Origin of the sequence: Anaerotignum sp. (assembly GCF_017483025.1) — a bacterium.
Classification (GTDB): Bacteria; Bacillota; Clostridia; order Lachnospirales; family Anaerotignaceae; genus Anaerotignum_A.
Genome location: NZ_JAFUMA010000119.1, coordinates 1 through 13,069 on the forward strand (window position 1 = coordinate 1; position 13,069 = coordinate 13,069).

Below are 13,069 nucleotides of genomic sequence, written 5' to 3' on the forward strand. Positions count from 1 at the left end.
GAAGTCAGCATTGACGCTTATGGGGAGGATTGGATGGAAGATAAATCTGTGACCGTGGATGAGGGGGCTACTGTATACGATGCTTTTATAGAAGCATTAAAGGGCAGCGGGATTACCCAGAAAGGGGCTTCCAGCGGATATATCGAATCCATGACGAAAGACGGTGAAACATTGGGTGAATTCGATGAAGGGGATAACTCCGGCTGGCTCTACAAGGTCAACGGTGACTTGCCTGATGTAGGTATTAAAGACTATGAACTGGAAGATGGCGATGAGATCCTTTTCTATTATACAAAGGACTGGACGAAAGACCCTGACGCAGGCTCTCGCTATGAAGAAGAGGAAGAAGAAATTCTGGAAGAAATTATCGAAGAAGAGGGACAGGAGGAGATTCAGCCTGCATTGCAGTATCCTGTCATCGAAGAACTTTATACAGATATTTCCGCAGATAGTTACTATTATGAAGCTGCACAGTGGGCAGTGGCAGAAGGCATTACTTCCGGTGCAACAAAAACAGAGTTCGGTGCGGACTGGGCATGCTCCCGCGGTCAGCTAATGACATTTATCTGGCGTATGATGGGTAGCTCTGAACCTGAAACAAAGGTTGTACCCTTCATTGATGTGCCAAAGGATACGTATTATCATGATGCAATTTTGTGGGCAACCGAAAACGGACTTGCCAGCGGTACAGATGGTATTTCCTTCAGTCCTGAAATGACGCTGACCCGTGCTCAGGCGGTAGTTTTCCTCTGGAGAGCAGCAGGATGCCCTGAGGTGAAAGGAACAACGGCATTTACAGATGTGCCCGAAGGGGAATATTACCATGATGCAGTCCTCTGGGCGGCGGAAAATGGAATCACTTTCGGCACAGGCGAGGGGATGTTCAGTCCTGATGCCCTTTGTACAAGAGGGCAGATCGTGACCTTCCTGCATCGTGGTTTTGCAAAATAATGGAGAAGAAAAATGAAAAATATAAAGCGAATGTTATCTGCCCTCATGGTACTGGTGCTGATGCTCAGTTTTTCAGTGCCTGCCTTTGCGGCAGATAGATCGGAATTGGAAAAAACAATACAGAAGACTGCGGCATATCTGCAGAAAATGGTAAAAGAGCCACAGGTCAGTTCCATTGGCGGGGAATGGACGATCATCGGGCTGGCGAGAAGTGAAGCCGATGTACCTGACGATTATTTTGAAACTTACTATGAAACAGTCAAAGAAACGCTGAAAGATAAAAAAGGTGTACTCCATGGGAAGAAATATACGGAATACAGCCGTGTGGCGCTGGCGCTGACGGCGATTGGCGCAGATATATCTTCCGTGGGTGGCTATGATCTGCTGAAACCTTTGGCGGACTTTGAAAAAGTGACGGCGCAGGGCATCAATGGTCCCATTTGGGCGTTGATGGCTCTGAACAACGGCACCAATGGAACAAAAGAAATTTGTCAGCGATATGTGGATGAGATCTTATCCAGGCAACTGGCGGATGGCGGCTGGAATCTTTCGGGCAAGGGCCGCGTAGACCCTGATGTGACGGGGATGGTGCTGCAGGCGTTGTCAAATTACATAGAACAGACTGCCGTAAAAACAGCTGTAGAGCAGGCTTTGACCTGTTTAAGTAATTTGCAGGATGAAACAGGAGGTTTCTCCAGTTATGATACCAATAATTCTGAAAGTGTGGTGCAGGTCATCGTGGCTTTGGGTGAGTTAGGTATCGATTTAAAAGATGAGCGGTTCGTGAAAAATGGAAATACCCTTCTGGATGCGTTGTTGAGTTATTGGAATAAGGACGGTAGTTTCAGTCACACAGGTGATGGAGAAAGCAACCTGATGGCGACGGAACAGGGACTTTATGGTCTGGTTTCTGCATGGCGGAATCTGGAAGGAAAAAGCAGTCTGTACAGAATGGACGATGTGACCCTTTCCGTGGCTGATGGGAAAGAAGCTTCTGGGGAAAAACAGAGTGACATCCGAAAAGCGGAAGCCATTGCAGAAGGAAAAACTTTTGCTGATATTCAGGGCCATATTTCGCAAACAGAAATTGAAGCTCTGGCTTCCCGCGGAATCATCAGCGGCGTGAATGAAGACAACTTTGCCCCCGATGCGACCATGACCCGCGCTCAGTTTGCCTCCATCGTGGTGCGGGCGTTAGGTCTGCCTCAGAAAGAGGTAAACCAATTTACAGATGTGAAAAAGGGTGAATGGCATTGGAGTGCCGTGGGAACTGCTTATCATTACGGTCTGGTCAGCGGCAAAACGGCGATCACCTTCGACCCTAACGGCACCATCACCAGACAGGAAGCGGCTTCTATGGTAACAAGGGCGGCAAAACTTTGCGGCATGGATACGGAGCTGGAGGAATATGCCATTCAGAACATGCTGACCCAATTCGGGGACTATCCTTCCGTTTCCCCATGGGCAAGGGAAAGTGTGGCGTTCTGCTATCAGAAGAATATCCTTGACCAGTGTGACTGGAATATTGAACCCAATAGAAACATCAACCGAAGCGAGATCGCTCTGATGATTTACAATCTGTTGGATCGTGCGGAGCTACTGTAAGGAGGAAGTATGAAAAAGAAAATTTCAAAATATCTTCTGCTTTTTTGCATGATGTGTGTGCTGCTGTTTGCTTTCGGATGCGGCAAAACAGCATCTGAGCCGACAGCAAAAACGACGATTGTACAGACCGCAGAAGAGGAGAGTGAAGAACCAATCGAAGAAGCGGCACAGGAAACGCAGGAAAAGGATATCTATCAGACGGAACCCGTTCCGGAAGGAAAGCCTCAGCCTGTAGAGCCACAGAAGACGGAGGTCGGCGAGGAGGCACTCCATTGTACGATTTCCATTTCCTGTGCCACCCTTCTGGAAAATCAGGATTTATTGGATTCTGCGAAGTTGGGGCTGATTCCTTCCGACGGATGGGTGTTACAGCCCATGGAAGTGACTTTTTACGAAGGGGAGAACGTGTTCCATGTACTGCAGAGGGCCTGCAAGCAGCAGAAGATCCATCTGGAATTTATGGACATGCCCCTTTACAACAGCGCTTATATCGAGGGTATTCATAATCTTTATGAATTTGATGCCGGAGACCTTTCTGGTTGGATGTACAAAGTCAATGACTGGTTTCCCAATTACGGCTGTTCCCGTTATCAGCTGGAGGATGACGATGTGATCGAATGGGTATATACCTGTGATCTGGGGAATGATGTTGGCGGCGGTTATTCTGCCCGCAACGGCGCGACGAAATAAAAGGAGGCGAGTGGGATGCAGAACAGAGATGCGTTTTCTTCCTATCATCCGTTGGTGAATTTTCTGTATTTTGCGCTGGTGCTGGGATGTACGATGTTTTTCATGCATCCCGTGAGCCTTTGTATTTCTCTGGCAGGAGCATTGAGCTATGGCATTTATCTGAAAGGCTGGAAAATGGTGCGGTTTACTCTATTCTACCTTCTACCTATGATGCTGATGGCGGCAATTTTGAACCCTGCCTTCAACCATGCGGGAGTGACTATCCTGACCTATCTGCCTTCGGGGAACCCTCTGACGCTGGAAAGCATCGCTTATGGCATCGGCGCGGCGGGGATGCTGGCGGCGGTCATCCTGTGGTTTTCCTGTTATACGGAAGTGATGACCTCTGATAAATTCGGGTATCTTTTTGGGCGTATCATCCCTGCATTATCGTTGATTTTAAGCATGACGCTGCGGTTTGTGCCGAAATATCAGGCACAGTTTCGGGTGGTGCGGGAAGCTCAGAAATGCGTGGGCAGGGATATTTCCGATGGGGGGATTATTTCCCGCATAAAGCATACGGTGACCATCTTTTCCATCATGGTCACATGGGCATTGGAAAACGCCATTGAAACGGCGGATAGTATGAAAAGCCGCGGCTATGGTCTGAAAGGGCGGACAGCCTTTTCCATCTATCGTTTTGACGGGCGGGATAAGATGGTTTTGCTGTGGCTGCTGTTCTGCAGCGTTTTTATCGCCATTGGCGCTCTTTGCGGCGGCATGGCGTGGGGGTATTTTCCCGTGATACAGGGGGCGGAACTGATACCACTGAACGTCGGTTTTCAGCTGGTCTATCTGGCTCTCTGCTTTACGCCTGTATTTCTGGACAGAAGGGAGGATCGGAAATGGAACTGTTTACAATCCGAAATCTAAGTTTTACATATCCGGAACAGGCGAAAAAAGCCATTGACGGTCTGAGTCTTTCTGTGCAGGAGGGAGAATTTCTGGTGCTTTGTGGTTCTTCCGGTTGTGGGAAATCTACATTGTTAAGACAGCTGAAGACAACATTGTCATCCCATGGCAGGAGAGAAGGAGAAATCCTTTTTAAAGGAATACCGTTGAAACAGCTGAGCCACAGGGAACAAGCACAGAAAATTGGTTTTGTGCAGCAGTCTCCAGAAAATCAAATCGTTACGGACAAGGTCTGGCATGAACTGGCTTTTGGCCTGGAAAGCCTGGGGTATGAGACCCCTGTCATTCGCCATCGGGTGGCAGAAATGGCGGCTTTTTTCGGTATAGAGGAATGGTTTTACAAAAACGTAACAGAACTGTCAGGGGGACAGAAGCAGCTGCTAAATCTGGCTTCTGTCATGGCCATGCAGCCGTCTGTCCTGATTCTGGACGAACCCACCAGCCAATTAGACCCCATCGCCGCATCGGAGTTTCTTTCCATGCTGGGGAAAATCAATCGGGAACTGGGAACGACCATCATCCTGACGGAGCATCGGCTGGAAGAAGCCTTTCCACTGGCAAGCCGTGTGGCGGTGATGGAAAAAGGGAAACTCCTTTGTGTCGGAACGGCGCAGGAGGTTGGGAAACTGCTGAAAGAAAAAGGGCATGAGATGTTTCTGGCTATGCCTGCGGCCATGCAGGTCTGGGCGGCGGTAGAAAATCGAATGGATTGTCCTGTAACGGTGCGGGATGGCAGAGAATGGCTGCGGAGTTTTGCCGAAGGACATGATTTTCAGGAGATACCGAAAGAAAAAGAATTTTCATATTCCGATGAAGTTGTTTTGGAAGGAAAGGAACTCTGGTTCCGCTATGAAAAAGATGGAAAGGACATCGTAAAGGGGTTAGACCTGAAAGTCAGGAAGGGGGAATTTCTTGCGCTATTGGGCGGCAATGGCACAGGGAAAACGACCTCTCTCAAATTGCTGTCAGGACTGTTGCGGCCTTATCGGGGAGAAGTGAAGATCAACGGCTCTGTGGGTGTCTTGCCGCAGAATCCCCAGACAGTATTTGTGAAAAAAACGGTACGGGAAGACCTGTATGAGATTTGCAAAGGCAGAAAGTGGTCTGCAGAGTTACAGGAAAAAAAGGTGGCTTATGTGACGGCAATCTGCAGATTGGCGGAATTGCTGGAACGACATCCTTATGACCTTTCCGGCGGGGAACAGCAGCGGGCAGCGTTGGCGAAGGTGCTACTTCTGGAGCTGGATATTCTCTTTCTGGATGAGCCGACAAAGGGGCTGGATGCGGAATTCAAGCAGGTGCTGGCGGAAATTTTGCAGAGATTGCTGCAAAGGGGCATGACGATCATCATGGTCAGTCATGATGTCGAGTTCTGCGCCCAATATGTCCATTCCTGTGGTCTGTTTTTCGATGGGAATATCGTAACCATGGGGACACCTCGAAAATTCTTTTTTGGGAACAGTTTTTATACAACAGCAGCGAACCGCATGGCAAGGGATGTTTTGCCTATGGCTGTTACAACAGAAGATGTGATTATTGCCTGTGGTGGAAATTTACCGCCTGCCCCGGATTTTCCGCAGGATATCCCTGCATTGCCGAAGGCAGATAAACAGGATGAAAAATTTATAATATCTCGACCCAAAGAAGAAAATCGAAAATTACAGAAACGAACAATATTGGCGGCGTGGATGATCTTACTGGCTATCCCGCTGACACTGTTTATCAGTGTGTATTATCTGGGGAGCAGGAAATATAACATCATTTCTCTCGTCATCTTACTGGAAACGATGCTGCCGTTTTTCCTCATCTTTGAAGGAAGGAAACCAAAAGCCAGAGAACTGGTCATCATTGCGGTGCTTTGTGCACTGGGAGTGGCGGGGAGAACGGCATTTTTCATGCTGCCTCAGTTTAAGCCTGTTATCGCCCTTACTATCATAGCCGGGGTGGCTTTTGGTGGGGAAAGTGGTTTTTTGGTAGGCGCTATGACCATGCTCGTCTCTAATATGCTTTTTTCTCAGGGGCCTTGGGCGCCGTGGCAGATGTTTGCCATGGGCATTATTGGATTTCTGGCGGGGATACTGTTCCGCAAGGGTATGCTGCAGAGAAAACGGCTGTCGCTTTGCATTTTTGGTGCGCTTTCGGCAGTGTTCATCTATGGTGGTATCATGAACCCTGCTGCGGCATTGCTGTCTGGAAATAGTATGGATTTGAATATCATTCTGGCGTATTATCTGACGGGATTGCCCGTTGATTGTATTCAGGGATTGGCAACATGGTTGTTTTTATGGTTCGCTGCAGAACCGATGTTGGAGAAATTAGATCGGATCAAAATGAAGTATGGCCTTGTGGAGTAGTATATATAAAACAACAATATCATGTGGTTTTCGAAAATCCCACTAAAAATGCTGTATCGTGCCTGTACTTATAAGGCTCTAAGATTTATTGAATATATACTAAATTAATTTTATAAAAAATGGTTGACAAACTATGGTAAATGAGATATAGTAACCACTATATTACATTAAAACATATAAAAAACATATGTTTTATATGTTTTAAGCTTCGATCAGGCAGATATAAGAGAAAAAGTATTTTTGAAAAGATTGTAGGTTGAAAAGCCTAAAATAGATTTTTAAAGAAAGGAGAAAGAAGCATGACAAAGATCAGATGCAATGAAAACATGTGCAAAATGGAAATGATGTGTTGCTGTATCTTTCAAAAAAGTATACGGATTTTTTGTCATGTTGAAATTATCTGAGAAAAGCTTACTGCATATGGACCAAGGTCTTACAGGTATTCTTCTTCATGGGAATACCTTTTTTTATTTCAAAAAATAAAGGAGGATTTTTATTATGGCAAGATACATTGAAAGTTCTATTGAATTAATTGGTAATACACCCCTTCTGAAATTGAACAGATATACAAAAGAAGCTGGATTTGATGAAGGTGCAGAAATTTTTGCAAAACTGGAATATCTGAATCCTGCCGGTTCTGTAAAAGACCGTATTGCCCTTGCAATGATCGAGGACGCAGAGAAAAAAGGCGTATTAAAACCTGGCGCAACCATCATCGAACCTACCAGCGGCAATACAGGCATCGGCATTGCGGCTGTTGCAGCAGCAAGGGGATACAAAGCGATTTTCACTTTACCTGAAACAATGAGTATTGAAAGAAGAAAGCTGCTGGCGGCCTATGGCGCAGAATTGGAGCTGACAGATGGCGCCAGCGGGATGAAAGGCGCCATTGAAAAAGCAAATGAACTGGAAAAAACCATTCCAAATGCGATTATTCTTGGTCAGTTTGTAAACCCTGCCAACCCTGAGATTCACAGAGAAACGACAGGCCCTGAAATCTATGAACAGACGGAAGGCAAAGTAGATATTTTCATTGCCGGCGTAGGTACTGGCGGCACACTGACAGGCGTAGGCGAGTATCTGAAAGCGAAAAATCCAGACGTAAAAGTGATCGCAGTGGAACCGGCTACCAGCCCTGTTCTTTCCAAGGGATATTCCGGTGCCCATAAGATCCAGGGGATCGGCGCCGGCTTTGTTCCGGAAGTTTTGAATACAAAAGTATATGACGAAGTCATTGCCATTGAAAATGATGATGCGTTTATCGAAGGCAGAAGATTTGCTGTCAGCGAAGGTATCCTGGTAGGGATTTCTTCCGGGGCGGCATTAAAGGCAGCGCAGATCGTTGCAGCAAGAGCGGAAAACAAAGGGAAAAAGATCGTAGTGCTTCTGCCTGATTCTGGCGACAGATATTTGTCCACACCATTATTTTCCAATGACTGATTTTGATAGGAGAGGATGGATCAATGAGTGAAAACAAAAATTTAGATGCTGGGCTTGAACAAATAAAAAAAGAACTTAGCTCGATCAAGTATGGCTCCTTGCATATTACGGTTCAAGATGGAGTCATCGTTCTGATCGAGAAAAATGAAAAATATAAAATACGTTAAAGATGCTGACCAAAAAAATTGGAGGCTGTGAAGTTTAGAAAAAATCACAGTCTCCATTTTTGTTTTTATGGAGGAAATACTATTGAGCGAGAATTTAAGACAATTTACATGTACAGACTGCGGGGTTTTGAACTGCAGTAAAAGAAATCGAAAATATCCTGAGTTTTGCCTGACGGAAGCCTTGGATGAAGAAGAAAAAGCGGAAGTGAAAAAACTTTACGAAAACAGGGTGAATAAAAAGGTTTCCATCGTATCGGCGGAGATCGAAGGAGAATTTTATGGCAAATACACAAGAGTAGAAGAAATCATCGAATTTGCAAAACGTATGGGCTATAAAAAAATCGGTATTGCCACTTGCATCGGTTTGATCGAGGAAAGCCGCATTTTTGCCAAAATTCTCAGAAAAAACGGATTTGAGGTATATGGCGTAGCCTGTAAGGTTGGGGCTTTTGATAAGACGGATATTGGCGTTGACCCCAGGTACACCTGTACGACGGGAAATGCCATGTGCAATCCAATTCTGCAGGCAAAGCTTCTGAATAAGCAGAAAACAGATTTTAATGTGGTCGTCGGACTTTGCGTTGGACATGACAGTCTGTTTTATAAATACGCAAAAGCAATTACCACAACATTGATTACAAAAGACAGAGTGCTGGCTCATAATCCTGCCGGGGCGATCTATCAATCCAGCGCTTATTATAAAAAACTTTTAGAAGATTGATTTTTAAGGAAAGAAGGTAGATATTATGGCGATCGAAAGAGATCAGAAGGCAATTGTAAATAGAATTACGGAGCAACTGGAAAAAGAAAATTTGGATGCGGCTCTGTTTACATCGGGTGATGCAGTGTTTTATGCTACAGGCTTTGCATCCAGAGACCTTTACAGCAGCGGGAATATCGGTTCTGCGGTAGCTGTAGTAACAAAAGAAGGCAAGACTGGGCTGGTAGTCAGCGAATTTGCCCGCAAAACTGCAGAAATGGCCGTAAAGGAAGTGGAAATCATTTCTTATCCCACCTGGATCTATATTGCGGATTACGCTGTAGAGGGCATGGAAAAAGAAGTGCAGCCCGATCTGAATAAAACATATAAGTTAGCGCTGCAATTTCTGCCGGAACAGAAAAAGGAGATCCGACTGGGGGTACAGTTCTCCAGGCTGACACACACAGCATGGCAATTTTTGGCGGATACTTTTGGGGAAAAGAACCTGGTGGATGTGAAGAATCTGCTGACGGAGGCAAGGGCGATCAAAACCCCCTGGGAAATCGATTTGCTGAGAACGGCGGCCCATTACAGTGAACTGACTATGAATAAGGTGGCGAAGGAGATCGTTCCCGGCATGACGGAAGCGGATGTGATCAATCTGTTCAATGTGACCGGATTCTCCTGGTCTTCCGATATCATCTCCGTATCCAATGCCCATACCATTGGCAGCAATTTTACACCATCCTTTATTGCACCCCATACGAGGATCGACAGAGGCGACATTATCCGACTGGATGGCGGCCCCAACTATAAAGGCTACAATTCAGATCTGGCAAGAACCTTCGCTGTTGGCGGAGCAACTTATAAAAACAGAGAAGAACTTTACGCACACCTTTGGGCCGGCTATGAATTTGCCATCAACAACATTGGCCCCGGCGTAAAAATGAGCGAGATTTTCAATGGTATCCATGATGTTCTGAAAAAGAGAGGTTTTACAGGCTATATCAGAGGCCATCAGGGCCACTCTCTGGGCTGCGATCTGTATGCGGAAGAATATCCTTTTATTGCACCCGATGAACACCGCGTCTTTGAACCAGGCATGGTATTGAATATCGAGCTTCCTTATTATAGCTCCAAAAACCAGACATATAACATTGAAGATACTTTCCTTGTAACGGAAACGGGCATTGAGTTGTTTACAAAAGCCAGCCCCAGTCTGTATCTGTAAGATAGAAAGGAGCTGAAAAGGTGGGCAAATATAATTTTGATGAAGTGATAGAAAGAAGGGGAACAGACAGCAGCAAATGGGATGATTTTGCAGCACGTTTTCCTGGATATGATACTTCCGGTGCCATTCCCATGTGGGTCGCCGATATGGACTTCAGGGTACCCAATGAAGTCATTGAAGTGATCAAGAAGAAAGCGGAACTTGGCATCTATGGCTATCCTTGCCGAAAGGGAAAAGAGTTTGACAATGCTGTTAAGGATTGGCTGCTCAAGAGACATGGTCTGCAAATCGAAAATGACTGGGTAGTTGCGACGCCTGGCGTGGTGGCTGCTGTGACCTATGCGGTGCAGGCCTTTACAAAGGAAGGAGATGGCGTACTGATCCAGCCCCCTGTGTACTATCCATTCAAGGATCGTTGTATCAAATACAATAACAGGGTGGCAGTGGAAAGTCCTTTGATTCTGAAGGATGGCAGATATGAAATTGACTTTGAAGATTTTGAAGAAAAGGCTGCTCTGGAAACGACAAAACTGTTTATCCTGTGCAGTCCCCATAATCCTGTTGGACGTGTATGGACAAAGGAAGAGCTGCAGAAGGTCGTTGAGATCTGCAAAAAGCACAATGTGTTCATTTTTTCCGATGAGATCCATTCGGACCTGATTTTAGAAGGCTATCAGCATACACCAACTGCTTTGGTGAGCGGAGATTACAAATATCTGATTGCTGCCTATGCACCCAGCAAAACCTTTAATCTGGCTGGTCTGAAAACATCTGCGATCATCGTGCCGGATAAAGAGGTCAGAGCGCAGTATATCCGCCGTATCAATCAGAATGAAGCAGTAGGCCTCAATCTGTTTGGCGCTGCAGCCTTGGAGGCGGCGTATAACCATGGAGAAGAGTATCTGACTGAACTTTTGGACTATCTGAAAGGCAATATCGATTACGCTGCTGCATTTATAAAGGAAAACTTACCTGGTGTATCAGTATCGGTAACAGAAGGCACCTATTTCCTGTGGGTAGATTTCAGAGGAACCGGTCTTTCTGATAGAGAAATCAACAAAAAGATTTTGGAAGAAGCAAAAGTAGCAGTGGATCTGGGGGAATGGTTTGGAGAAGAGGGCAAAGGTTTTGCCAGATTCAACCTTGCCTGTCCCAGAACAATTGTCGTAGAAGCATTGAACAGACTGAAAAAGGTATTTGGATAAGGAAAGAGGAGGAAACACCTATGAAATATAAAAGAATCACAGCATTTATTTTGACAACAGTATTGGCAGCGACAGCAGCAGGCTGCGGCAATTCCGCAGAAACAGAAAACGCAGATGCGGCTTCTTCTGACGGCGCGCAGAAGGTGCTGATCGGTATCAGACAGGACCTGTATCCCACATCCTATATTGATGAACAGGGGGAACCCTCCGGTTATGATATCGACATTGCAAAGAAAATCGACGAACTGCTGCCCGAATATGAATTTGAATATGAAGCAGTATCTCAGGAAGCGCTGCTGACAGGGCTGGATACAGTCAAATATAAAGCAGCCATAGCCGGCTTCTATTCCAACGATGAAAGAAGAGAAAAATATCTGTTCCCTGAAGAATGTATCGGCGGCAATATCATTGGCCTGACAGTAAAGAAAGAAAATGCTGATATTGGGACTTTGGACGATGTATATGAAAAAGGAGTAACGCTGACACCAATCGCGACTACAAGCGGCATGTACGGTATCGTAGTGCAGTATAATGAGGAACACCCTGATAAACAGCTGAACCTGGTGGACAGTGACTGGGTAGATGCAGCAACGAAACTCAACTGGATCGCTGACGGAAGATATGACGCAGCTGTGAGCAGCAAGAATGTTTTTGATGAGACAGTAGGTAAACTGGGCCTTGAAAACGAGCTGGTATTCAATTCCTTTACTGCCATCAAAACATGGAGCTTGTTCAACCCTGCGGAAACAGAACTGGCAGCCGCATACGACAGAGCTCTGGCGCAGCTGAAAGAAGATGGATTCATTACTGAAAAATCCATTGAATACTTCGGTGAAGATATCATTCCTTATATCACAGAAGAATAAAGGAATGCAGAGAAAGGAAGGCAGGTGATGCTATGGGTTATTTTCTGGAAACCCTGGTGAAATTGATACCGTTTCTGAGAGTTACGATCTATATTGCTGTGTGGGCGATGATACTGGGGTTGATTTTCGGCACACTGCTTGCGGCAATGAAGCTGAGCGGGAGCAGATTTCTGAAAAAGATCGCAGAGCTTTTTACAACGCTGATCAGATGTACGCCGGTTATCGTTTTGTTGTTTCTGTCCTATTATGGACTCCCACTGCTCTTTGGTATAGTTGGTCTGGATATCAGCAATGGGAGCAAGACGGCATTTTCGATTGCGGCGCTGACCGTGTATTCCTCTGCAACATTGTCGGAAATCATCCGCCCCGCCTATCTTTCCATAAATAAAGGGCAGATGGAAGCGGCATTGACAGTAGGCCTTACAACGTTACAGGCGATGGTTACGGTCATTTTGCCCCAGGTGGTTTTTGTGGCTTTGCCAAACATGGGGAATATGCTGATCGCGCTATTTCAGGAATCGGCACTGGCTTATCTGATCGGTGTGATCGATGTAATGGGCCAGGCAAAGGTCATCAACAGTATGAATTATGGTGCACATATCATAGAGGTTTATTTCGCAGTTTCCTTGCTGTACTGGATGCTGTCTTTGCTCACCGGGAAATTCGTAGATATGCTTACGTATCGTTTTAGCAAGATTATGAAATAACTTTTGCGCGAAAGGCATTTTTACGGAGGTGAGAATATGAATTTTGATTTAGAGTTTGCGATACAGAATTTTTTTCAGGCAGTTTTGGGTATCCCTACGACGCTGCTTATCGTTGCAGTCGCTGTGGCCATCGGTTTGCCTCTGGCATTTCTGATCGCGCTGGCCAGAATACATAAAGTACCTGTTTTGCATACGATACTGA

At 45.7% G+C, this 13,069-nt stretch carries 12 protein-coding genes; all 12 read left to right on the forward strand.

Annotated elements, in window-relative coordinates; translation table 11 throughout:
* Positions 1-951 (forward strand): S-layer homology domain-containing protein (locus IJ369_RS10080; RefSeq protein WP_290718664.1); only part of this gene is annotated, 951 nt, incomplete at its 5' end.
* A 12-nt stretch (positions 952-963) separates the two neighbouring features.
* The gene (locus IJ369_RS10085) at positions 964-2,556 is read left to right on the forward strand and encodes an S-layer homology domain-containing protein (RefSeq protein WP_290718666.1); all 1,593 of its coding nucleotides are present in this window, start codon (positions 964-966) and stop codon (positions 2,554-2,556) included.
* Between the two features lie 9 nt (positions 2,557-2,565).
* Positions 2,566-3,246, forward strand: a complete 681-nt coding sequence (locus tag IJ369_RS10090; RefSeq protein ID WP_290718669.1) for a DUF4430 domain-containing protein — start codon at positions 2,566-2,568, stop codon at positions 3,244-3,246.
* A gap of 15 nt (positions 3,247-3,261) precedes the next feature.
* Positions 3,262-4,158 (forward strand): energy-coupling factor transporter transmembrane component T, encoded by an 897-nt coding sequence (locus IJ369_RS10095; RefSeq protein ID WP_290718671.1) that lies wholly within the window; start codon positions 3,262-3,264, stop codon positions 4,156-4,158.
* Positions 4,131-6,551: an ECF transporter S component gene (locus tag IJ369_RS10100; protein ID WP_330612996.1), complete on the forward strand. Its 2,421-nt coding sequence runs from the start codon at positions 4,131-4,133 to the stop codon at positions 6,549-6,551. The genes IJ369_RS10095 and IJ369_RS10100 overlap by 28 nt, the downstream gene beginning before the upstream one ends.
* A 498-nt stretch (positions 6,552-7,049) precedes the next feature.
* Positions 7,050-7,991, forward strand: coding sequence for a cysteine synthase A (gene cysK / locus IJ369_RS10110; RefSeq protein WP_290718673.1), 942 nt, complete (start codon positions 7,050-7,052; stop codon positions 7,989-7,991).
* A gap of 23 nt (positions 7,992-8,014) precedes the next feature.
* On the forward strand, positions 8,015-8,158 hold the full coding sequence (locus IJ369_RS10115) for a YezD family protein (protein ID WP_290718676.1): 144 nt from the start codon (positions 8,015-8,017) through the stop codon (positions 8,156-8,158).
* Between the two features lie 67 nt (positions 8,159-8,225).
* Entirely contained in the window at positions 8,226-8,879 is a 654-nt protein-coding gene (locus IJ369_RS10120; RefSeq protein WP_290718678.1) for a DUF1847 domain-containing protein, read from the forward strand.
* Between the two features lie 25 nt (positions 8,880-8,904).
* Positions 8,905-10,089, forward strand: coding sequence for a M24 family metallopeptidase (locus tag IJ369_RS10125; RefSeq protein WP_290718680.1), 1,185 nt, complete (start codon positions 8,905-8,907; stop codon positions 10,087-10,089).
* 20 nt (positions 10,090-10,109) lie between these two features.
* On the forward strand, positions 10,110-11,294 hold the full coding sequence (locus tag IJ369_RS10130; protein WP_290718682.1) for a MalY/PatB family protein: 1,185 nt from the start codon (positions 10,110-10,112) through the stop codon (positions 11,292-11,294).
* 20 nt (positions 11,295-11,314) lie between these two features.
* Positions 11,315-12,160 carry a transporter substrate-binding domain-containing protein gene (locus IJ369_RS10135; protein WP_290718684.1) on the forward strand — a complete coding sequence of 282 codons (846 nt, stop codon included), beginning with the start codon at positions 11,315-11,317 and terminating at the stop codon, positions 12,158-12,160.
* Between the two features lie 32 nt (positions 12,161-12,192).
* A complete protein-coding gene (locus IJ369_RS10140; RefSeq protein WP_290718686.1) occupies positions 12,193-12,867 on the forward strand; it encodes an amino acid ABC transporter permease in 675 nt (224 codons plus the stop codon).
* Positions 12,868-13,069 lie beyond the last annotated feature (202 nt).